Origin of the sequence: Dictyobacter kobayashii, assembly GCF_003967555.1 — a bacterium.
Classification (GTDB): Bacteria; Chloroflexota; Ktedonobacteria; order Ktedonobacterales; family Ktedonobacteraceae; genus Dictyobacter; species Dictyobacter kobayashii.
This window is the reverse complement of the sequence record NZ_BIFS01000002.1, coordinates 583163-604358: the sequence shown is the minus strand read 5'-3', so window position 1 is coordinate 604358 and position 21196 is coordinate 583163. Positions and strand designations below refer to the sequence as shown.

Below are 21196 nucleotides of genomic sequence, written 5' to 3'. Positions count from 1 at the left end.
GTTGGGCATGCCACGTAGATGTGTGCCAGCTTCTTTGATCCAGGTGCTTGAAGTATGCTCCTCTGTGCTGTCTAATTAAAACAAGGACGTATAGATGGAGGTACTGAGATGGCTCAGGTTTATATCCCCGAGAACGTACAGGAGCGTGAGCAGCTCCAGGGTGGTTCGAGCTCACCCAGGCAGAACCGTCCACCACGCGAGGAGCCTCGCAAACATCTGGGCTTTATCGATCTTGGCATTGCGCTGGCCCTGATCGCGGCTATTTCTCTTATTATCGTTGCCGCGTCGCGCTGGGCAGCCCCTCTAACTCCAACCCTGAAGATCGATTTATCGCCGACCGCTTTACCAATCTATGCCGGATATTCATTTCTACGTATGTTCCTGGCATATATATTATCAATCATTTTTACTCTCATTTATGGTCATATCGCAGCCACTAATAAGCGGGCCAATGGTGTGATGGTCCCGTTACTGGATATATTACAAAGTATTCCAATTTTGTCATTTTTGCCTGGCGTCGTACTGGCGTTAGTTGGACTTTTTCCACATTCAAATATTGGTCTGGAACTGGCAAGTGTTATCCTGATTTTCACCAGCCAGGCCTGGAATATGACCTTTAGTTATTATCATTCTGCTCGTACTTTGCCTAAGGACCTCAAAGAATTTTCGGCGGTCGCACGTTTGCGTCCCTGGCAGCGTTTCCTTAAATTGGAAGTGCCGGCCTCGATGATTGGTTTAATCTGGAACAGCATGATGAGCTGGGCCGGTGGCTGGTTCTTCTTAATGGCTTCTGAACAGCTGGTGCTGGGCTCGCGTTCATTTCAATTGCCTGGTCTGGGTTCTTACTTACAGACGGCCGCCAATAAAGGGGATGTAGTTGCTTTAATCCTGGGTCTGCTAACGCTGATCGCTTTAATTGTTCTGCTGGACTTCTTCTTCTGGCGTCCGTTGGTAGCCTGGGCGGACCGTTTTAAGCTTGAGATGAATAGCGAAGGTGATGCTCCCACCTCTCCTGTGCTCAATGTCTTGCGGCGCTCGGCCCTGGTAGGTGCGCTCAATCAGCGTATCTTTCAGCCCATTGGAACGCTGATGGCTGGTATCCTAAATCGTTTGCAGCCACTGCCCGGTGAGAGCAGTTTGGTCTCAGCCGATAAAGGCGAGCAGCGGCGTTTTACTTTGAGCAACCTGCTCAAGATCGTGTTTGGTGTGGTGCTGGTGATTGGTGTGCTGATCGGCCTGTGGAATATGTTCCTGTTATTGCGCACCGTCACCCTTGATACCTGGGGCCAGATCGTACTGGCGGCGGGTGCCACCTTTTTGCGCACCATGGTTGCGCTCTTGATTGGCCTGGCCTGGACGATTCCGGTTGGGGTCGCCATCGGGCTCTCGCCCAAATGGTCCAAGCGTTTGCAGCCAGTTGTACAGGTTGTCGCCTCGATCCCGGCGACCGCCCTGTTCCCGATTTTGCTGGTCGCCCTGGTGGGACTACCCGGTGGGCTCTCCCTGGCCGCTATCTTGCTGATGTTATTGGGTACGCAGTGGTATATGCTCTTTAATATTATCGCTGGCGCTATGTCTATCCCTGGCGACCTCAAAGAGGCGACCACCATTTATCATGTCACGCGCTGGCGCCGCTGGCGTACCTTGATCCTGCCAGCGATCTTCCCTTACCTGGTGACAGGCATGTTAACGGCCAGTGGGGGAGCCTGGAACGCGAGTGTGGTCTCGGAATATGTAACCTTTAATGGAAAGACTGTCAGCACATTTGGTCTGGGCGCTGTCATCGCCGCATCGGGTGCCGATGGGAAATTCGCGATACTCTTAGCGGCTACCCTCATGATGGCCGCCGTTGTTATATTGATTAATCGCTTGCTCTGGAAGCGCCTCTATGGTCTGGCCGAGCGTCGCTATACATTGGGTTAAAGAGGAGGATAGAACCATGGCCAATTTCAACATTCATCCCGGCGAGACATTGCTGGAGGCACGCAACATTAAAAAGATCTACGACATGGATGGTAAACGTCCACGTGGCGTCAATCCTCCTGTGGTGCTGGACGATATCAATTTAAAGATCAATGCAGGCGAGTTTGTGGCTTTGCTGGGTCCCTCGGGCTCCGGTAAATCTACCCTTTTGCGCATCCTGGCCGGCCTGTTGCGGCCCACTGAAGGACAGGTATTATTCAAAGGGGTGCCCCAGTATGGGACTAACCCACATCTGTCTATCGTCTTCCAGACCTTTGCTCTCTTTCCCTGGCTGACCGTGCTACAAAACGTAGAACTGGGTCTGGAAGCGCAGGAAGTGCCTCCCACCCAGCGCATGCGCCGCTCACTGGCCGCGATTGACACTATCGGTCTGGATGGGTTTGAAGATGCTTATCCTAAGGAGCTTTCAGGCGGTATGCGCCAGCGTGTCGGTTTCGCCCGCGCCCTGGTGGTAGAGCCGGAGCTACTCTTCATGGACGAGCCATTCAGCGCCCTGGATGTGTTGACCGCCGCTAATCTGCGCAAAGAGTTATTGAGCCTCTGGCGCGAACATAAAATCCCGACGCGCACCATTTTAATGGTGACGCACAATATCGATGATGCTGTGTTGATGGCCGACCGCATCGTTGTGTTGGGTGCCAATCCGGGTATCATCAGGGTGGAGTTGCCTGGCCTGCCTATGGAACAGAGGGATGCCAACAACGATAATTATACGAAGATGGTGGACCTGATCTATCGCATTATGACCAGTCCGCGCGCCGATATCGCGAGTTTGATGCCGCAAGAGAAGAAGGGGACGAGCAGCAAGCTGGCACCTGTGAAACAACAGCCATATCAGGTATTGCCGCATGTAGCTATCAGTGATGTGACCGGTTTATTGGAACTGGTGCACTCTAAAGGTGATCGGGAAGATCTCTATCAGCTGGGCCGTGACCTGCAACTGGAAGTAGACGATCTGCTGCCAATGATCGATGCCGCCCATATCCTTGGTTTCGCTGAAGCCCAGGAAGGCGATCTTATCCTGACCGAGACCGGCAAGCGCTTCGCTGAGGCAGGCGTACTGGAAGAGAAGGATCTTTTCCGCCAGCAAGCGATCAAGAACGTGACCATGCTCAGGCATATCGTGCGTGACCTTGCGCGCGAACCAAGCCATACCCTGCCTGAAGAGCGTTTCCTTAACGAGCTCCAGCAACACTTTAGCGAAGATGAATCCTGGTCGCAGTTGGAGACCGCCATTAATTGGGGACGTTATGCCGAGCTTTTCTCTTATCAAGAGGAGCGTGGCGTCTTCCGACTGGAAGAGCCAGAAGTCGTGGCCGCCCTTGTCTCCTAGAGCGTGCTTGATACTCATGACCTACGTAATCTCTGTCCATGCAGTTTCGTACCTCAGGCGTTTAAAAATTTTGCTTATGTATAGCGGACAATGTGCTGGGCACATTGTCCGCTATACATAAGCAAAACAGCTCGGGCGCGTCAGTGCACCTATGCAAGGGAGTGACCCGATGCCGTTGTTAGCCCGGCTTCTGAAGGCAAGAGGGTACCGAGACGGGCGATCCCTTCTTGAATGCGAGCTGGGGATGCATTAGAGAAGTTTAAGCGCAGCGTGTTTTCGCCACCACCATTGGCGTGGAAAGCTGTTCCTGGTACGAAGGCTACCTTTTCAGCGATGGCCCGTTGCAGGAGTTCGCGCGCATCTATTCCTTCAGGCAAGGTAACCCAGAGGAAAAGGCCACCATCTGGCTGCGTCCAGTGTGTTGAGGCCGGGAAAAAACGTGTCAGGGCTGCCAGCATGGCATCGAGCCGTGTGCGATATTGCTCACAGATGTATCGGGTGTGTTGCTGTAAAAAGCCACTGCGCAGGGTTTCATAAGCGATCATCTGATTTAAGGTGGCCGTATTTAAGTCCACACCCTGCTTGGCCTGAGCCAGTTTATTGATGACCTGCTGTGGACCGATCATCCAGCCAACGCGTAGCCCGGGAGCCAATACTTTTGAAAATGTTCCCAGATAAATGACCGGTAATTCCTGGGATGTAGCGGCCTCAGAACTTGCTAGATGCAATAGAGAGGGCACTGCTTCTCCACTGAAGCGCAATTGTCCATAAGGATCATCTTCGATTATTGGTACCTGATATTGCCGCGCCAGTTCAAGCAGGCGCTGGCGCCGGCTCAATGGTAATGTTGTGCCAGATGGATTTTGGAAATTGGGGAGCGCATAGATCCAGCGGGGATGTGTGGACAGCAGTGGCTCCAGCTCTTCAACCTTCATACCCTGCTCATCGGTTGAAACCGTCTGGTATTGTACGCCGTAGGCATTCCAGGCCTGCAGCGCTCCCAGATAGGTAGGATTCTCAACCAGCACATGCTCACCTGGATCAATAAAAAGTTTCCCAGCAGATCCAGAGCTTGCTGGGAGCCCGTCGTAATTAACACATTGTCGGCTGTTAAGGGGAAATTTGAGCTTGAATAGTGTTGCGCAAGCAATGCCCGCAAAGGGAAATAACCTTACAACGGGCGGACACCCTTCCTTTGTATCAGCAACTTGTTGAGCAGATTCGCGAATATATTCGTAGCGGTGCTCTGCTGGCCGGGGCGCGGCTTCCGACTGTGCGACAACTGGCCAGCGAGCATGGCCTGACCAGGCTGACCGTGCATACGGCCTATGCTGAATTGCAGGCGGAAGGTCTGATTGAGTCTGTGGTAGGACGAGGAACCTTTGTGTGCGAGGCCCTACCCATTCCGACTGGGCTACATAGTGGTGTGCGCCTGGCCCGTGCCCAGCCTCCACCCGAATGGTTGAGTCAAGGTGTGCTGGCTGACATGATGCGCTTGAGTGAGCAGAGTGAGATAATCTCCTTTGCTCAGGTAACGCCTGCTTTTGAAACCTATCCAACTGTAGAGTTCCAACGCGCCATGCGGGCTGTGCTTGAGATGCCCTGTGCCCTCGGTTATGGACCTACCCAGGGAGAGTTAGTATTGCGCGAGTAGGTGGCTCGCCTGTTGCTGGATCGCGGTGTTGTGACGGCGCCCGATAATGTGCTTATCACTGCGGGCGCACAGCAAGGCATCGATCTTGTGCTGCGTTCCTGTGTGACCCCTGAAGATGTTATCCTGGTTGAAGAGCCTACTTATGTCGGTCTGTTGGAGTTGGCCGCTTTGCGTCGGCAACGCATTGTCAGCATTCCAACAGACCATGATGGCATCCAGTTAGAAGCCTTAGAAGAGGCCTGCCAGCACTATCGGCCACGCATGCTGTATTTGATTCCTACCTTCAATAATCCAACTGGCAGCTCGCTGGCTGCGGAACGCAGGGAGGCGCTGCTCCAACTAGCCAGGCGCTATAATCTGCTGATTGTGGAAGATGATATTTATGGCCTGCTCTACTATGACCAGCAGGCACCATTGCCGCTGAAGACCAGCGATAGCAGTGGGCAAATTATCTATCTATTCAGCTTCTCAAAAGTGTTGCTGCCAGCCTTGCGCTTGTGCGCGGTTGTGGCTGCGCCTGAGCAGATGCAGGCGTTGGCCAGCGCCAAACGCAGCAGTGACCTGCTCTGCTCCCCGATCTTGCAGCATGCTCTGGCCCACTACCTCAAGCGGCACCTGCTCCAGGCACATATTCAACAACTTCGTCCTCTCTATTGAGAGAGGCGAGATGCGATGCTCGCGGCTTTGGAGCGATACCTGCCCGAATGTAGCTGGTTAGCGCCAGCAGGGGGCCTTTGTATCTGGGTCAAATTACCGACCCACATCGATGAGCGCCAGCTCTACCTGACTGGTATCCAGCGCGGGATTGGTATGGCTCCTGGCAGCGCCTTCTATGTCTTGCCCGATATGCCCCCGGCCATGCGCCTGAGCTTTAGCTCTAATTCACCAGCACGTATACGCAAAGGTATCGCCATCTTAAGCCAGGTCATACACGAGCAGCCAGATACAAGCATGCTACGCCGCAGATCGATTGGCTAATAATCACTGTACTTGACCAGTGATTATATTGCTTATGAGCGTATCTCATCGGGCACCATGATTTTGCTCAAAACAGGACTGACAAATTCGGTTGAGAGGCAATCCATGTAAACGATATCCCAGAGTTGGCCGCCCATGAACTTGCACTGACGACGGCGCCCTACTTCACGGAAGCCAGCCTTTTTATAAGCGGCCTGGGCCGCCAGATTATACTCCCAGGTTTGCAGGCCGATATTATGTAGACCCAGGCCAGTAAAGGCATAATCCAGCATAAGGCGTGTCGCCTCGGTCCCATAGCCGCGCCCACGATAGTCGGCCTCTCCAATCTCAATTCCAAATTCGGCCCGGCGATCCCGATAGCTGATCTCCTCCAGATCGACCCGCCCAATTGGTGTCAGAGTCGTCCGCTCATAGACAGTGAAGTGGATGACGCGGCGTTGTCTCTCTTCCTCCACATCCTTGTCAAAATAGGCTTGAATTTCTTCCAGCGTACTGGGTCGGGGAATATGCAGTGTACGCAGAACTGCGAAATCATTGATCCAGCGATGATAGATTGGTATCTGATCGCGCCGGATTGGACCCAGCGCTACTTTCTCGCCTGTTATATTAATAATCGGCTTTTCTAATATCTTCTGCTGCTGTTCCTGCTGAGTATCCATGTCTTTTTATCTCCTTAGCATTTCTTATAAGCTTTAAAATATTGTCTAATACATGTCAAGTATATTGGTAATTTGTGCATCTGTAGAAGTAATAATATGTGCTTATTTATTTTGTTAATGTTGAATACACTGTTGTTTCTAATGCTGGTGGCGATATTGTTTCTCTCCCTCCATATACAGCATGGGCACCGTCAAACGGAGTTCTCCAGCAGCATGTGCTATCAGGTTAAGCTTGTTTTCGAGGAGTGCGAAGACGCGCTCCTCGTCTTCTTGATCGACCACTCGCCTCCAACCCTCCAAGAAGCCAATCTGCGTTAAAAAATGAGTGAAAAAGGCGCTGCCATCCAGGTAGCGTAAGTGAAACTGACTTTCTCTGATCTTGCCTACGCGAAACCCGGCTGCTCGAAGCTGGTCGCTGAGGGACTCTTTTGATCCTCGATGCGCTTCATGGGCCTGTAAACGTTCCAGGTAGACCGGCTTCTGGAGTTCCAACAGCGTCTGACGGAAGAGCGCATAAAACTCGGTCATATGTCCGCTCGGATTGGTTGTAAGGACGAGGCGCGCCCCGGGTTTAGAAACACGGAAACATTCTGCCAGGACCGCATCGGGAGCCGGAAAATTGTTGATGCCCAGATTAGAAATAATCAGATCAAAGCTTCCATCCTCAAAAGGAAGCCGGGTGGCATCCGCCTCCACAAGTTGCACATTGGAGCACTGAGCAGCCTTTGCCTTCAATCTGGCACGCTCGATCGCTGACTTCCAGATATCGACTCCCGTTACCTGGCAGGAGGCGCCATGCATCTGGGCCAACTCAAATAACGGAAAACCCGTTCCACAGGCCAGATCCAGGATGTTCAGGTTGGGGCGTAATTCCAGGTGGTCGAAAAGGAAGAAACCGAAGCGAGCAGACCAGAGCGAGACCTGGTCAATCACCGAGATAACTGCTGGATCGTCCAGGTCATAGGTCATGTGCAGAAACCGGGGCATGAGCAAATCCTTTCTCCATGCAAGAGTTTCTCAACCGCCAGTTCACGCAGAGGTAGTGTTTTCCGATTGGGGACTACGTATACTGGGGTTCTCTTTCATCAATTTTGAGAGCCCCAGTATAACATAGGTTTTTCGGGGTCTCAATGTACTAGCTGGCTATGAGCTGTTTTGGGCACTAGCTCGGCCAGGCGACGTTTGAGGAAGGTCTGTTCGACAGTATTCTGGGTCAGGGCTAAGGCTCGCTGATAGGCTATCTGAGCTGCCTGCGATTGCTGGTTGCGGCGCAGTAGATCGGCGCGGGCGGCGTGGAAGAGATAGTAGTTCTGCATATTGGCTGATTCCAGGTCGGCGAGTAACTCAAGACCGCGCGCAGGAGTGCTGGCCATGGCCACCGCTACCACCCAGTTGAGCCAGATCACCGGTGAATTTTGATGTTTGGTTAAGGCGCCATAGAGCAACGAGATCTGTAGCCAATCGGTCTCTTCCGGACTGGCGGCCTGCGAATGCAGGATACTGATGGCGGCTTGAATTTGATAGGGTCCAGGTTTGCGTGCCAGCATCGCCTGATCTAAGATCGCGATCCCTTCGCACGTCTGTTTGTGATCCCATAAGCTGCGATCCTGTTCCTCAAGGATGATCAGCTCCCCTTTAGGTCCAATGCGCGCCTCTTTACGAGCGTCATGTACCAGCATCAAAGCCAGCAGCCCCAGAGCCTCAGCTTGCTCGGCAGGTGGAGCGACCTGTTGCAGCAGGAGTACAAGCGCCCGGCAGAGCCGAATGGCCTCGGCACATAGCTCATTACGCAGTAAGCTCTCGCCCTGGCTTGAGATATAGCCGGCATTAAAAATGAGGTAGAGCACCAGCAGTACGCCCGTCAGGCGCTCTGAAAGTTGATGCGCCGCGGGAACAGAATATGGGATGCCAGCGTCGCGAATCTTGCGTTTGGCTCGCACCAGGCGTTGAGCCATCGTGGTCTCAGCAACCAGGAAGGCATGGGCTATTTCGGCGGTTGAAAGGCCACCCAGCGTCTGCAGGGTCAGGGCCACCTGCGCATCCTGGTTCAAGGCGGGATGGCAGCAGGTAAAGATCAGCTTCAGGCGCTCATCTGGGAATACCTCGTCAGCTAAGTGTTCCTCAGTGTGCTCACTGAGCGTGCCCAATAATTGTATCTCGGCCTGTTTTTGCAGCAAGACCTGGGCACGGCGCAGGCGATCGATGGCTTTGCGTTGGGCCGTCACCAGCAACCAGCCAGCGGGATTGGTCGGTGTACCTTCTTGAGACCAATGCTCAATCGCGCTCAGAAAAGCTTCCTGTAAAACATCCTCGGCCAGCTCAAAATCTCGTAACCGACTGATCAAGGCCGCCCGTACGCGGCCACCCTCTTCGCGGAAGAGCTGATCTAGCCGCCGGTGAATATCAACCCTGGTTGTTGTATTATCCATTAGCAAGCTGTTCCCAATCAAAACGCTTTCTCCTCTTCCGTGATAGTGTACCTGAAAATGGAACACCGCGCCAGAAGTCCAGCGCAGCGTTCCATGTTAGTATTGCCTGATTAGGATTAGTCCCATTCCACAATTGGACGAATCTCAATTGAACCATTAGCAGCGCCGGGAATGCGGGCGGCGATAGCGATAGCCTCATCCAGGTTTTCGCTCTTAATCAGATAGAAGCCCCCTAGCTGCTCCTTGGTCTCGGCGAAAGGGCCGTCGGTGGTCAAAACCTTCCCATCGCGCACGCGTACCGTGGTGGCGGAGTTTACTGGATGGAGTGCCTCGCCAGAAAGGTGCGCGCCGCTCTTCTGGATCATCTCCGTAAAATCGTTGTAAGCCGTCATCTCAGCCTGCTGCTCTGCCGGACTCATGTTTGCTGCCTCTGCCTCATTGCCATAGATCAATAATAAGTAACGCATGCCAAGCTCCTTTTCATATGCATGAATCAAATGCTTCTGCCAATAAGCCAACGCAATTCGTTGGTTTCATGAGGATGACGAATGGCCTGTGCCAAAATCGACAGTCTGGCTAACGAATTTCTTGCAACTGAAAAAATTCCCTGTAATTTGTTTCTCGAACGGAGAGATCTTAGTTATGTTTATCCAACTCCAGCTTGCGCTGTGCTTTTTGTCGGGCGAGTTGTTCAAGGCTATTCTGGGCTGCTGAGATGGCGTAAGCGATTTTTAATTCTTGTGCCATCTGGGCTGCGGCTTCAAAGCTGGCTTGCGCTTCCTCAAAGGCAGCCTGTTGCTGTTGAATTTCTCCCAGGGTAAGCAAACTATTCATAATGGCGCTGCGCAGACCCATTTCCTCGGCTAAATGTCGCCCTTGCTGACAATGTTCAAGGGCCGCGTCCAGCTCTTTACGTTGTGTATAGACAGCGCTGACCAGTAGATGGGCCGCAGGGAGCGTACGCTTGAAACCTATTTCTGAGCGTAGGCGCAGCGATTCTAACGCATAGCGCAAGGCTAAATCAGCATCTTTCTGCATTGCCAGGCCAGAGAGGTGGCGGGTCGCCTCAGAGATAATCCATTTATAATCATAGCTGCGCGCAATCTCTAATGCCTGTTGGTAATAGGCCCTTGCTTTTTCTTCATCATCCTCACGCTCATAGGTGAGACCAATGTAAAAAAGAGTTTGTGCGGCACCTTCTGTTGTTCCTAATCCTGCGTAGAGCTCGTGTGCCTGCTGGAGCGTAGTTCTGGCCTCTGCGTAGCCCTGAATCCCTTTCTGTATATTTTGATAATAGTGCATTTGACCAATCAGATAGAGTGCTGTGGCCTGCCCTGTTGATCCTGGCTACTGAGGGCCATGGCTTGCGCCTGGAGCGTGGTAGCGCGTGTTAGTTCTTCATCTTGATTGGTGAGGAAGTAGTTAGCGATCAAGAACTCGGCATATTTGAGCAGAAAGGCTGTTTGATCACTAACGGCTATTTCTGGAAACCCTAGCAATTGTGAGCCCTGCTTGAATAAGTTCATGGCGTTATTAAGCTGGCCCTGGTAATAGTAGCTCCAGGCAATCTCACGAAGCGCTTGTAGTGAACTGCTATAGTGTGCCGTAATTTCTTTTGCTGATAGGGTCATCTTTTTTCTCTTCTCTTATTACCTGTTTGCCAGGATTGTTTTTGATCAATAAAGCATCTTTAGAAGATCTTCTACTCACCATAAAGCCGACAAGGTTATACAAAGTTAATCTCAACCCTGTGGTTGTTCTGGATCATCCGTCCAGATCTTATCCAGTTGGGGGCGTAGAAGAGCATAGCTTTTTTATAGCGTAGCAGCGAGGGATCGGTGCTGGTCTCGGCCAGATTGGTTAAGAGGAGCTGCATCGCTTCCGCATGTCGTTGCAGATTATGCAGGGTCATAGACAGAAAGACCTGGAAGGCGCGATCCTGTGGAAAATCTTGCATACCGCGCCGCAAGGTCTGTTCAGCTTTAGTGTATTGGCCCAGTGTACGGTAGGTGCTGCCCAGGCCAAGTAATGCTCCCTGCAGGCTTTCCCTGGATAACCCTTGTTCAATAGCGTGTAGATAGAAGGGAACCGCTTCACTTTCGCGACCCAGGTTATCATGGACCCAGGCTGTCTGATAATTGAGCTCGGCATGATCGGGATAGGTAGCTACCAGCTCTAGCAGTAGAGCACGAGCCTCTTTGGCGTGTCCAGTTTCACGTAATTGGATGGCGTTTTGTAAACGATCTTGCATTATGTTTGCACAACGTCCTTGTCTATATATTGATGAATTCGAGTGTAACAGATCAGCTAAACGGTGTCGAGAGCATCAGCGCAGCGATCATGGCTGTAGCTGGAATGTAGTATGGGTGTTGTGGAAACGAAGCGTTGTTTGTGGTAGTTGAACGAGCATATCTGGATAGCGGGTATGCTGTGGATCGCTGAATGAGAGCGTTACCGGTACCAGGTTGGCGTTTGCCCCTGTGAGTTGTGGGCCTAGAAAGATGCGGGAGCGGGTTGGATCATTACCCGGCAGCTCGATAATTTCTATCCGACCTTTATTGTTGAAGGCCACAAAGTGACTGGGCTGACCAGTCTGCTCATGCCCTACGTAGGCATCCGTTTGGAAGGTACGTGGTCGTCCATAGTGTATATCGTCCAGTGTAACGCCTATCCACCCCACGGTCGCCTGTCCCAGTAAGATCAGCACAAACATCAGGCACATCCCAGCGCCGACAAAGGTTGCCAGCGGAGTTGGTGAGTGCAGCGGAATCCCTTCAGGGGCAATCATATGCAGCAACGTCGATAAAGCAGGTTTTTTGCGCTGCAAATGCTGTGAGATGCGCACCCAGGCTGGAATATCAGAAGAAACCGCATAAGAATTAATCGGGCGATGACGCAGAATACTGCGTGGCGTAATCCCAGTGCTTGAAGACATAGTAAAGCTCCCTCTTCTGTCTTACTGTTTGTTCTGATATTAAAAATGTTTATCGCGTGTTGCCTATGAAAAGTATATGTCGAGTGAGGGGAGCTTGCCTATTGACTTATCCACCAATAGCATGCTAAATATGTGGATGATTTGTGCAGAACTCCTGAGGGACTGTGGATACATGTGGATAACTCGAATATGCTTTTGAATCTGTGCATGCTTATGTTACAATGCGATAATATGATGAGATAGCGCTTTGGGAGGGCTGATAGGTTTTCCACAGTGCCAGAAAAAATAGTTAGAAGGATCCCCCGGTATGACTAACGCACGTGATCCCCGCGAAATTCGTAGAAAATGTAGCCGCTCTATTGCGGGTCATCATACTCAAACATTACCACAAATCCTGCATGCATTGGCTGACTCGGTGCAGCCTGAAGAGACGCCCGATATTTATGGGCAGGGTAAGCTCATCAATGATTTTGAAGCCGAGGTTGCTCAACTGCTGGGTAAGGAAGCCGCCGTTTTTATGCCCAGCGGGACCATGTGCCAGCAGATCGCCCTGCGCATCTGGACCGATCGCCGACATCTGCCACGCGTTGGCTTTCATCCCACTGCTCACCTGGAACTGCATGAATTTCAGGCCCCGCAGCGCCTGCACGGCTTGCAGACAGTTTTGATTGGTTCACCATACCAGTTGATGACACTAAAAGACTTGCAGGCGGTCAAAGAGCCATTGGGGGCTCTATTATTAGAACTGCCGCAGCGCGAGATTGGTGGTCAACTGCCGACCTGGGAAGAACTGATAGAGATTATTAGTTGGGCTCGTGAGCGTAACATCGCCACTCATCTTGACGGTGCCCGCCTCTGGGAGTGCAAGCCCTATTACCAGCGTGACTATGCAGAGATTGCTGGCCTCTTTGATACTGTCTATGTCTCTTTCTATAAGAGTCTGGGTGGCATCTCTGGCGCTATCCTGGCTGGTCCGGCCGATGTCATCGAAGAGGCGCGTATCTGGCAGCGCCGGCAGGGTGGCAACCTCTACCAACTCTATCCCTATGTGCTGGCGGCCCGCAAAGGCCTGGCTGAGCGCCTGGGACACATGGAAGCCTATCATGAGAAAGCCAAAGCGATCGCGGCCGCCTTAGCAACCTTTCCTCAGATCGAGATCACGCCAGCAGTGCCACAGACACATATGATGCATGTCTTTATCCGTGGTGAGCGCGGACAATTGACTGAGGCTGCATTGGAGGTTGCCGAAGAGAGTGGTACCTGGCTCTTTGGGGCCTGGCCCTACGCAGATCCCCGCCTATCAAAAGTTCGAGCTCTCGGTTGGTGAAGCCTCGCTGGACGTAAGTATTGAAGAGATTGTCGAACTATTTCAGCAATTATTCAAAAAAGTAGAGCAAGTGCAAGCGCAATAACGTTGAACTCGCCTTCTTTTTCATGTATTCTTTCAAAAAGATCATTCGGGTGGATGGTTGTTTCAAGGCTAGTGAAAGCGAACAATTATGACAGACGAACCAGAGATGGAGGAGCAATTTTTTTCTCCTTTGCAGCGTGAGGGCGAGGATAATGAGGAGCGCATTGCGCGCTTGCTTCGCAGTGGTAGTGTCCATGAATTGATACTGGAGGCCCACTATTGGCTTGGGTACTATCAGTGGCATGAAGATGCTGATGAGGCTCTTCCAACAGCCATGCTCCTATTGGAATGCGCCTCTGAAAAAACTGTTGTATAGATGTTTTTATGTTGTGCCACAACATAAAAACATCTATATGTGTATGCGTGCGCTAAAGCGCCCGATCCCTTTTTTACTATGATTTGCAGAAAATGTGCTGTGCACATTTTCTGCAAATCATAGTAAATCGCAATCATCAATCGTAACTACTCAGTAGCCCATGCAATGGGGAAAGGAGAACCAGCAAAAACCGCAGCAATGGCAGCAAGCATTGAGCGCCCCTGCTTGCGCATGGTTGAAAGATAGCTGCGAATGATGCAAAAAGCCGTAGCTCCATCGTCACTGCGGAAGGTTCCGGAAATCTTTTGCTGCACTTTCACCATGCGTAAATCTCGTTCGGCGAGATTGTTGGTAAAAGGCACAGACAGGTCCTCCAGAAAACCCAACACTTGATCAGCTCGCTTTAAGAGCGCATCGAGCAGATTCTTGGAGGCTTCCTGTTTTTTGCGTCCTTGTCGTTTGGGCTGCAGACTTCCTGGGGGAGGGGCTTGAGCGGCATGCGTGGCAAAGCCAGCGGCCAGAATGGCAAAATACTGGGCAAGCCACTGCTCCCGTTCGGGGGTGGGGACGGCGCTCGCTCCTTGGAGGCGCCAGCGATCAGCGGCTTGCTTCATCGCCAGCAACAGATCGAACATGGCTTGTCCCAAGGCTGCTTCTCCTGTTCGGCGACATACAGGCAGTCGCGTAGCAGGTGGGCTCCGCAGAGGCTATGGGTACAGAGGTAGCGATCATAGCTGGACCAGCGATCATGCATGGAGCGGCCCTGATAGTGTGGCCAGATCCCAATCTGCTCCAGAGCCTGATGCCCTCGTTTGCGATGCCAGGAGTACAGGGTGAGCCAGGGAGTCGCATTGAGATGCATCCAATGCAAGATGCCTTTGACACGCATCCCCGTTTCGTCAGCATGTTGCAAGGGGCTGGCCAGCAGTAAGGTTTTGATCCGCTCGATGCTCGACTCAAGGGTCTTGGCTGCCTGAGCAATCCAACGGACCAGCGTGCCTTCGGACAACTGACACCCGCACAGATCAGCAAGAGCTTCACAGGTGCGTTGCAGTGGCACCAGTTGAAAGTGGGAAAGATAGACCGCCAAGGCTTGGACCTGCGGGCCATACTGGACAGCAGCATCGACGCCTGCCGGAAAAGACGCCTGCGTCACATGCTGGCAATAGGGGCAGCAGATTGCTTGTCGGCAATGCTCCTCGACCAGCAAACGCCACGTGGGCAGATCGTGGACTTGACGGCGTTCGTTGGTGATAGCTGCCTCCTGCTCAAGAGGGTACTGACATGCTTCACAGTGCGTTGGACGATGAAGCACGACGCTATCAGGAGTCAATGCTTGCATCAGGGTATGACCGTGGTGACCGGCTTGTCCACCGGAAGTCTTGCCGCTTTTGCGCCGCTGTTTGCCAGGTTTGCGACCCAATCCATCACTGGAAGGAGGTTTACTACTATTATGACTATCTTTTCCCAATCGCCGTTCAAGCTCTTCAATGCGCAACAAGGCACCTATGAGCAATCCTTCGAGCTCTTCGATCCTGCGATCTTTCTGCTCTGCTTGCTCTTTGAATGCCTCTGCTTGCTCTTTGAGCTCTCGGTAGGCTTTCTGAAGATTTCTCACTTCTTCTTCTGTCATGCTCTTAGTTTATCAGCTTTGTCCAGCTTTTCTCAAGGTACTGAGTAGTTACCATCAATAAATCGTAATCATCAATCATCAATAAATCGCAATCATAAGGAAGCATTTTAGAGGGTCGAAGGCGACCCTATTTTAGAGTGATGGGAGTAGAGCTCAAGGAGGAGTTTCTGTATGTTGCATTTGGTGCGCCGGTCTCTGTTGATGCAATTATTGAGCGTTTATCTCCTTTTTGTATGTGTGGTGCTGGTTGGGGGTGTGGCGGTCAATAATGTGGTTGAGCAGCAGTTGCGCAATGATGTTCAGGCATCAGATCAAGCGTTGGCACAAGAGATCGCTTTAGAGACTAATTTGCAGATTCGCGATGCCGAGAGCTCGTTAGTTGCGCTTGGTAAACAGGTAGCTCAGGTTCAAAGTGAGCAGCAGATTGCGGATACGTTTCAGACGTATAAGCTTTCACGCCCGGATGTAGATCATGTTTATTGGCTAGATCCGGTTGGCGTTCTTCGTGTTACGTGGCCGTTGAACAGTGCCGCCCTTGATACTGAATTTTCACCTCCTGATGTTGTGCAGCGGGCCCGTATGTCTACCAGTCCGGTTTTTGAGGTGGGAATCGCGGTTGAAACGACCTTTAATGCCGGGGTGATTATTGCCCAACCGATGCGTACCTCGGATGGTCGTTTGCTAGGCATTGTGGCGGCCAGCATCTCGCTGGTCGAGTTGAGTGAACCTCTGGTCTCGGTGGTGAATGCCCAGCAGCAGCAGGGGCGGCACTTGATGATCAGTGTCATTGATGGACATGGTGTGCTAGTGGCAACGCCGCAGCGCGCGCGTATCCTGCAGACTGTGCTGGATGAACTACCTGGTGCCAATCAAGCTTTGCATAATCAGGTGGCCTCACGACTTGGGCGGGGTCAGGATGGGCAGGATTGGCTGTTTAGCGCGGTACCTATTTCTGATGCTGGCTGGGCAGTGGTCGTGCAAAGACCCTCTCAGGAGGCATTAGCCGTTGTGGCCCAATTTCATCTCTGGTTGCTGGCTGTTATTTTGCTCTTTGCCATGGGTGGTTTGCTCTTCTGGCTTATCTTGCTTGGCCGCGTGATCCGGCCGCTACATATGCTGGCCCATCAACATCAGGCCTTACCGTCTTCCAAGCTCACTATTCCTGTCGATACAACTATTCTGGCTACCCGTGGTGACGAAGTGGGAGCCCTGGCCCGTTCACTTATACGTTTAGAGCTTGATGGTCTGGATAAATTAGGTGAATTGCGCACGCTACTTGAAACCTCAAATGCTGTGGTGGGCTCATTGGAGCCGCATGCTGTGGTTAGAAAAATCATTCGTGAGGCACGCCGGCTGGTGGATGTGCAGGCTGCGGCGGTATTGTTGCCCGATGAGGCCGGGGTATTGCGTGTGCTGGTCAGTGATGGGCATAGCGAGCATTACGATCAAGAGCTGGCGCTAACCCCTGAGCATAGCGGCTCTGCCCCTGTCATTGCGTTACGTGATGGCGCGCCAGTGCAGAAATTATTAAGCTCCGGGACCGCTTCGTTTTCTTATGAAGACGGCTTCAGGTCGGTGCTGGCCATCCCCATTATTAGTCGTCACGCGGGAGGAGTTGTTCTACTGGTCCATCGTACCGAACCTCATCTTTTCAATCAAAATGAGATTGATTTGCTGTTAACCTTTGCCAATTATGCGACCCTGGCCTGGGAACACGCCGTGCTCTATGAGCGTAGTGATGAACGATTGCATGAAGTTGCACGCGAGAATGAGCGCCTCTATCAGCACGCAGCTGAAGAGAAACACAAACTGGCGGCCATCATGGAGAGTATGCACGATGGATTGGTGTTAACGGGTGTTGATGGTGTGATCCTTTATGCCAATCAAAGCGCCAGTACTCTGGTTGGGCTTTCCAGCGCAGCGCTAGAGCATCGTCCAATCAGTACTCTCTATGCTGCCATGGGCAATATAGCGGTTGATTTTCAACAAACAACAGCTGTGCTGGCCCAGATCGAGATTGCCGCCATCCATGAAGCGATCGTGACAATTCTATCCTATGATCAGCACTCTGCTATCCACCTGCGCTTATTTGATGTCAATGATGAGCTCGGAGAGTCACTTGGACGTGGTTTATTGCTGCGCGATGTAACACGGGAGCATGAAATGAATGAGTTTAAAACGACTTTGTTGGCCGCGGTAGGCCACGAAGTACGTACGCCATTGGCCGCGATTAAGGGCTATGCCTCAACCCTGTTACAAGAAGATGTCAGCTGGTCAATGCTTGATCAGCGCCATTTCCTGCAGATGATCAGTAGCGAGGCAGACCGTCTGACGCAACTGGTAAAGAACCTGTTGGACTTATCACGCCAGGAAGCTGGTTTGTTGCAGTTGAGCCAGGCACCTACCAGGATACAGGAACTGATTGTGACGGTGTTAGAGCAGCAGCGCATCCAGCATCCAACCGTTTCCATGCAGATGCAGTTCTCCTCCTCATTGCCTGCCGTTAATATCGACAGCTCGCGTATTGAGGTTGTCTTGCATAATCTGGTTGCCAATGCAGCGGTCTATGGAGAAGGGACCATGACTATTCAGGCCGAGTGCCAGGGGGATTATGTAGTGGTCTCTGTCTCCAATAGTGGTCAGGGTATCGCACCCGATGAGTTGCCCCATGTATTTGAACGTTTTTATCGTGCCCGTTATGGGCGGCAACAACGCCTGGGTGGTACTGGCCTCGGCCTGGCTATCTGTAAGGCCTTTGTGGAGGCCCATGGTTGTAAGATCTGGGCCGAAAGTAGCGAGCGGATTACCACGATCGCATTTTCGTTGCCCATTGCTGTCACTGTTAACCCAACGGCTGAGACACTGGTTGTCGATATCTCACCAGAAGAATGGAGGCGTGTATGATGTTGAAAGCAAAACGCATCTTGCTTGCTGAGGACGAAGGAGCATTGCGAGATTTTGTAAGTCGCAACCTGCGTGCTCGTGGTTTCGAAGTGCTAGAAGCTAGCAATGGCCTGGAAGCGCTGGCCATCTGGGAGCGCGAGGAGCCACATCTGTTGATCCTGGATATTATGATGCCGCGCATGGATGGCCTGGCTGTCTGCCAACGTGTACGCGAACATTCTGCCGTCCCCATTATTGTCTTAACCGCGTTAGATGCCGAATACGACAAAGTTACCGCCCTGGATCTGGGTGCGGACGATTACCTGACCAAGCCATTTGGGGTTGAAGAATTGCTGGCCAGGGTACGTGCCGTACTGCGGCGTACTCAGGGGGATGCACAAACCAATAAAGACGTGAAAAAATTTGGTGAACTGGAAGTGGATTTAAGTGGACATAGTGTCTGGTTACGTGGTGAGGTTGTGCGCTTATCACCAACCGAATTCGATTTGTTGGGACAATTAATAAGTAATGTGGGCAAAGTGCTGACACATCGTACACTGCTGCAGCGTGTCTGGGGGCCTGAATATGGAGGAGAAGCCGAGTATTTACGGGTCTATATCAACCGCCTGCGCCATAAATTAGAAACGGACCCGGCGAAGCCGCGCTACCTGATTACAGAACCCGGGGTTGGTTATCGCTTTGTGGCTCCAGAAATTGAGCGACCACGCTGGCGTTCCGGCACCGATTAATCTGACTCAGGCCCGAAATCCAATCCGAGCGCGAGGTCGGTTTTTGTTTTATTTTTTCGAGCGAGGAGCTACATCTGGCTCCTCGCTTGTTTGTGAATGCATTATTGATGGAGCTGCAAGCATTGTTCGAAAAGCAAAAGTAATGGCAAATAGGGATACAGACAGATATCTGCATCCCCGGGCATGTGCAATTGTAATTAATTGGCTTTGCTGGTGAACTCATTGGTAAATGTAGTGCTGAGGTCGATTTGTTTGCCCTGTACCGCTTGATTGGTCTCTTTCTCGATGTTGTACACCGACTGTGGGCCATCGGATGGCATATTACCATCAGGGCTGAAGATGGGTAACTGGCTTTTTAATGCTGTGACGTACAGGGCCTTATTTCCAGCATAGTAGTCGGCTGGCATCTTAGCGGCAATCTCATCGGCAGTGTGGGTGTGCATCCACTTCAGAGTTTTGACGTAGGCATTTACCAGCTTTTGTGTTATATCTTTGTGGCTATTGACATAGTCGTTCTTCATGAAGACACAGATAAAAGGATAAGAGCCGTTCAGAGCTGCCTGGGTAGTCTGTGGTGTGCGCAGATCTGCCAGCACTTTACCAACTCCACTGGACAACAGGCGGGAGATGGTGGGCTCTGTGGTCATACCGGCATCGATACGGCCCTGTTGCATCGCAGCGATGAAGGTATCACCCGCGCCGACTGGCAAGAAATGTGCCTGATCCTGAGAAATACCAGCATTGTGCAATAACGCAATGGTCAGGGTCTGGGTACCAGAACCAAGCTCCGTCACGCCCAGATTTTTGCCTTTGAGATCCTTAATAGAGGTAATACTGCCAGCCTCTTTAGCCGACACCATCTCAGCTTCACCCGGCGCAATGTCTAATTGCACCACACACTGCATCTGTTTTCCAGCAGCCTGCAGCTCGATGGTATGATTATAAGAGCCAGAGCCAGCATCTACCTGACCAGCCAATACCGAGTTCTCCGAAGACTGGCCAGAGGCCTCATCGATCAAGGTAACATCCAGCCCCTCCTGGTCAAAGAATCCCAGCTGTTTCGTGAGCATATTGGGCAAATAGATCTGTTTGCTGAGTCCGCCAACCATGATCGAGAGATGGGTTTTAGCACCAGTTGTGCCGCCGCCACCTGTGCTGCTCTTGCTGCCAGTGGTAGTAGTATCACTGCCACAAGAACTGAGGATAAGGATAAAAATAATACCAACTAGCAGGCAAAGTCGTTGATTTCGTGCGTTCATATGCCTTGTTATCTCCTATCTGCGACGATATGTGTCTTCAGCGATCACATACATATAGTGTCTACCGCCTCAAACGAGGCCTGGTGTGGGCATTTTTTTGATAGAAATAGCAACTGTCGTTCCATTTATTTGTGTAACGATAAACTCCTTTCTCAGATCGATATATCGTTGATGGTGGAGGTTGGACGCCAGGTGATCAAGCGGTTTTCGAGCGCGGTGACCAGGCCTTCTGAAATCAAGGCCAGGGCGGCCAGAATAACCATAGCCGCGAAAACACCATTGGCATTGAAGGTACCTTGCGCGGTCTGGATCATTAGTCCGATGCCCTGGGTGGCACCTAGAAATTCGCCGACGACGGCACCTACCAGTGCGAAACTGAAGCTGGTATGCAGGCTGGCAATAATCCATGTTAGCGCGGATGGAATAATGACATCGGTTGAGAGCCGACGTGAATTAGCTCCCAGGATACGTGCATTGGCCAGCAGGTTGCGATCGACTTCGCGTACACCCTGGAAAGCATTGAAGAAGACGATAAAGAAGACCAGTACGACGGCCAGCGCAACCTTGGATTGTATGCCCAGTCCCAATCCGATGACAAAGATCGAGCCAAGTACCACGCGCGGCATCGCATTGGCTGCTTTAATGTAGGGTCCGAGAACATCTGCCAGAAATCTATTACGGCCCAGCAGGATACCAAAGACGACCCCTAGAATTACACCGATCAAAAAGCCCAGCACAGTTTCTTCCAGGGTAACCGCGATCTGCTCCCAGAGTGGACCCTGGGCTGTGCCATTAACCGCCCAGGTCACGATCTGGGCCCAGATACCAGAAGGTTGGCCCCAGAAGAAGGGATCGATAATTTTAGTGCGTGCACCGAGCTCCCAGCCACCAATGATTATTACGAGCACCAGTACGCGTAATACATTGATGATTAAGCGCCTGCGGCGCACCCTTGCCATGTTTGCCTGCATATT

General features: G+C 51.8%; 22 protein-coding genes. 9 read left to right on the top strand and 13 right to left on the bottom strand.

Annotation, left to right across the window (positions count from 1 at the left end; all coding sequences use genetic code 11):
• Window positions 1-108: 108 nt before the first annotated feature.
• The gene (locus tag EL645_RS29390) at window positions 109-1923 is read left to right on the top strand and encodes an ABC transporter permease (RefSeq protein ID WP_126555328.1); all 1815 of its coding nucleotides are present in this window, start codon (window positions 109-111) and stop codon (window positions 1921-1923) included.
• A 16-nt stretch (window positions 1924-1939) separates the two neighbouring features.
• The gene (locus EL645_RS29385) at window positions 1940-3316 is read left to right on the top strand and encodes a nitrate/sulfonate/bicarbonate ABC transporter ATP-binding protein (protein WP_126555325.1); all 1377 of its coding nucleotides are present in this window, start codon (window positions 1940-1942) and stop codon (window positions 3314-3316) included.
• A 149-nt stretch (window positions 3317-3465) separates the two neighbouring features.
• Here the strand turns inward: EL645_RS29385 and EL645_RS29380 are convergent, their stop codons facing one another.
• A complete protein-coding gene (locus EL645_RS29380; RefSeq protein ID WP_281276483.1) occupies window positions 3466-4467 on the bottom strand; it encodes an aminotransferase-like domain-containing protein in 1002 nt (333 codons plus the stop codon).
• A gap of 44 nt (window positions 4468-4511) precedes the next feature.
• On the opposite strand from EL645_RS29380, the gene EL645_RS29375 reads away from it, so the two are divergent.
• The 3 genes from EL645_RS29375 to EL645_RS29365 are packed head-to-tail and all read left to right on the top strand — an operon-like array spanning window position 4512 to window position 5948.
• Window positions 4512-4970 carry a GntR family transcriptional regulator gene (locus EL645_RS29375; RefSeq protein ID WP_161977791.1) on the top strand — a complete coding sequence of 153 codons (459 nt, stop codon included), beginning with the start codon at window positions 4512-4514 and terminating at the stop codon, window positions 4968-4970.
• Window positions 4971-4982: 12 nt separating this feature from the next.
• A complete protein-coding gene (locus tag EL645_RS29370; RefSeq protein WP_161977790.1) occupies window positions 4983-5627 on the top strand; it encodes an aminotransferase-like domain-containing protein in 645 nt (214 codons plus the stop codon).
• Window positions 5628-5642: 15 nt separating this feature from the next.
• Complete coding sequence (locus EL645_RS29365) at window positions 5643-5948, top strand: hypothetical protein (RefSeq protein WP_126555315.1); 306 nt, start codon at window positions 5643-5645, stop codon at window positions 5946-5948.
• Between the two features lie 32 nt (window positions 5949-5980).
• Here the strand turns inward: EL645_RS29365 and EL645_RS29360 are convergent, their stop codons facing one another.
• From EL645_RS29360 to EL645_RS29325, 8 genes are all read right to left on the bottom strand, one after another.
• Window positions 5981-6607: a GNAT family N-acetyltransferase gene (locus EL645_RS29360; protein ID WP_126555312.1), complete on the bottom strand. Its 627-nt coding sequence runs from the start codon at window positions 6605-6607 to the stop codon at window positions 5981-5983.
• Between the two features lie 138 nt (window positions 6608-6745).
• Entirely contained in the window at window positions 6746-7594 is an 849-nt protein-coding gene (locus EL645_RS29355; RefSeq protein WP_126555309.1) for a class I SAM-dependent methyltransferase, read from the bottom strand.
• A 140-nt stretch (window positions 7595-7734) separates the two neighbouring features.
• Window positions 7735-9057: an RNA polymerase sigma factor gene (locus EL645_RS29350; protein ID WP_246035620.1), complete on the bottom strand. Its 1323-nt coding sequence runs from the start codon at window positions 9055-9057 to the stop codon at window positions 7735-7737.
• 95 nt (window positions 9058-9152) lie between these two features.
• Window positions 9153-9503, bottom strand: coding sequence for a YciI family protein (locus tag EL645_RS29345; RefSeq protein ID WP_126555306.1), 351 nt, complete (start codon window positions 9501-9503; stop codon window positions 9153-9155).
• 169 nt (window positions 9504-9672) lie between these two features.
• Window positions 9673-10338 (bottom strand): tetratricopeptide repeat protein, encoded by a 666-nt coding sequence (locus tag EL645_RS29340; protein ID WP_126555303.1) that lies wholly within the window; start codon window positions 10336-10338, stop codon window positions 9673-9675.
• An 8-nt stretch (window positions 10339-10346) separates the two neighbouring features.
• Window positions 10347-10667 carry a hypothetical protein gene (locus EL645_RS29335; protein ID WP_126555300.1) on the bottom strand — a complete coding sequence of 107 codons (321 nt, stop codon included), beginning with the start codon at window positions 10665-10667 and terminating at the stop codon, window positions 10347-10349.
• Window positions 10668-10762: 95 nt separating this feature from the next.
• On the bottom strand, window positions 10763-11287 hold the full coding sequence (locus EL645_RS29330; RefSeq protein WP_126555297.1) for a tetratricopeptide repeat protein: 525 nt from the start codon (window positions 11285-11287) through the stop codon (window positions 10763-10765).
• A gap of 87 nt (window positions 11288-11374) precedes the next feature.
• Window positions 11375-11971, bottom strand: coding sequence for a hypothetical protein (locus tag EL645_RS29325; protein ID WP_126555294.1), 597 nt, complete (start codon window positions 11969-11971; stop codon window positions 11375-11377).
• 307 nt (window positions 11972-12278) lie between these two features.
• Between EL645_RS29325 and EL645_RS29320 the strand changes: the two genes are divergently transcribed.
• Window positions 12279-13298, top strand: coding sequence for a threonine aldolase family protein (locus tag EL645_RS29320; protein ID WP_126555291.1), 1020 nt, complete (start codon window positions 12279-12281; stop codon window positions 13296-13298).
• A gap of 172 nt (window positions 13299-13470) precedes the next feature.
• Complete coding sequence (locus EL645_RS29315; RefSeq protein ID WP_126555288.1) at window positions 13471-13698, top strand: hypothetical protein; 228 nt, start codon at window positions 13471-13473, stop codon at window positions 13696-13698.
• 146 nt (window positions 13699-13844) lie between these two features.
• On the opposite strand, the gene EL645_RS45920 is transcribed toward EL645_RS29315, so the two are convergent.
• Together EL645_RS45920 and tnpC are read right to left on the bottom strand one after the other, a co-directional pair.
• Window positions 13845-14345, bottom strand: a complete 501-nt coding sequence (locus tag EL645_RS45920; protein WP_371865782.1) for an IS66 family transposase — start codon at window positions 14343-14345, stop codon at window positions 13845-13847.
• Entirely contained in the window at window positions 14309-15331 is a 1023-nt protein-coding gene (gene tnpC / locus EL645_RS29310) for an IS66 family transposase (RefSeq protein ID WP_371865780.1), read from the bottom strand. The genes EL645_RS45920 and tnpC overlap by 37 nt, the downstream gene beginning before the upstream one ends.
• A 171-nt stretch (window positions 15332-15502) precedes the next feature.
• Here tnpC and EL645_RS29305 point away from each other — a divergent pair, with 171 nt between their 5' ends.
• Both EL645_RS29305 and EL645_RS29300 read left to right on the top strand, forming a co-directional pair.
• Window positions 15503-18235: an ATP-binding protein gene (locus EL645_RS29305; protein ID WP_126555284.1), complete on the top strand. Its 2733-nt coding sequence runs from the start codon at window positions 15503-15505 to the stop codon at window positions 18233-18235.
• The gene (locus EL645_RS29300; RefSeq protein WP_246035619.1) at window positions 18232-18963 is read left to right on the top strand and encodes a response regulator transcription factor; all 732 of its coding nucleotides are present in this window, start codon (window positions 18232-18234) and stop codon (window positions 18961-18963) included. The genes EL645_RS29305 and EL645_RS29300 overlap by 4 nt, the downstream gene beginning before the upstream one ends.
• A gap of 197 nt (window positions 18964-19160) precedes the next feature.
• Here the strand turns inward: EL645_RS29300 and EL645_RS29295 are convergent, their stop codons facing one another.
• Both EL645_RS29295 and EL645_RS29290 read right to left on the bottom strand, forming a co-directional pair.
• On the bottom strand, window positions 19161-20222 hold the full coding sequence (locus EL645_RS29295) for an ABC transporter substrate-binding protein (protein WP_126555281.1): 1062 nt from the start codon (window positions 20220-20222) through the stop codon (window positions 19161-19163).
• 152 nt (window positions 20223-20374) lie between these two features.
• The gene (locus EL645_RS29290; RefSeq protein WP_371865834.1) at window positions 20375-21193 is read right to left on the bottom strand and encodes an ABC transporter permease; all 819 of its coding nucleotides are present in this window, start codon (window positions 21191-21193) and stop codon (window positions 20375-20377) included.
• Window positions 21194-21196 lie beyond the last annotated feature (3 nt).

Coding starts and splice junctions, on each gene's coding strand:
- EL645_RS29335 (WP_126555300.1), bottom strand. CDS start 10,667: ATGACCCTATCAGCAAAAGAAATTACGGCACACTATAGCAGTTCACTA.
- EL645_RS29355 (WP_126555309.1), bottom strand. CDS start 7,594: ATGCCCCGGTTTCTGCACATGACCTATGACCTGGACGATCCAGCAGTT.
- EL645_RS29330 (WP_126555297.1), bottom strand. CDS start 11,287: ATGCAAGATCGTTTACAAAACGCCATCCAATTACGTGAAACTGGACAC.
- EL645_RS29290 (WP_371865834.1), bottom strand. CDS start 21,193: ATGCAGGCAAACATGGCAAGGGTGCGCCGCAGGCGCTTAATCATCAAT.
- EL645_RS29360 (WP_126555312.1), bottom strand. CDS start 6,607: ATGGATACTCAGCAGGAACAGCAGCAGAAGATATTAGAAAAGCCGATT.
- EL645_RS29320 (WP_126555291.1), top strand. CDS start 12,279: ATGACTAACGCACGTGATCCCCGCGAAATTCGTAGAAAATGTAGCCGC.
- EL645_RS29295 (WP_126555281.1), bottom strand. CDS start 20,222: ATGAACGCACGAAATCAACGACTTTGCCTGCTAGTTGGTATTATTTTT.
- EL645_RS29325 (WP_126555294.1), bottom strand. CDS start 11,971: ATGTCTTCAAGCACTGGGATTACGCCACGCAGTATTCTGCGTCATCGC.
- EL645_RS29385 (WP_126555325.1), top strand. CDS start 1,940: ATGGCCAATTTCAACATTCATCCCGGCGAGACATTGCTGGAGGCACGC.
- EL645_RS29305 (WP_126555284.1), top strand. CDS start 15,503: ATGTTGCATTTGGTGCGCCGGTCTCTGTTGATGCAATTATTGAGCGTT.
- EL645_RS29365 (WP_126555315.1), top strand. CDS start 5,643: ATGCTCGCGGCTTTGGAGCGATACCTGCCCGAATGTAGCTGGTTAGCG.
- EL645_RS29340 (WP_126555303.1), bottom strand. CDS start 10,338: ATGCACTATTATCAAAATATACAGAAAGGGATTCAGGGCTACGCAGAG.
- EL645_RS29300 (WP_246035619.1), top strand. CDS start 18,232: ATGATGTTGAAAGCAAAACGCATCTTGCTTGCTGAGGACGAAGGAGCA.
- EL645_RS29345 (WP_126555306.1), bottom strand. CDS start 9,503: ATGCGTTACTTATTATTGATCTATGGCAATGAGGCAGAGGCAGCAAAC.
- tnpC (WP_371865780.1), bottom strand. CDS start 15,331: ATGACAGAAGAAGAAGTGAGAAATCTTCAGAAAGCCTACCGAGAGCTC.
- EL645_RS29315 (WP_126555288.1), top strand. CDS start 13,471: ATGACAGACGAACCAGAGATGGAGGAGCAATTTTTTTCTCCTTTGCAG.
- EL645_RS29390 (WP_126555328.1), top strand. CDS start 109: ATGGCTCAGGTTTATATCCCCGAGAACGTACAGGAGCGTGAGCAGCTC.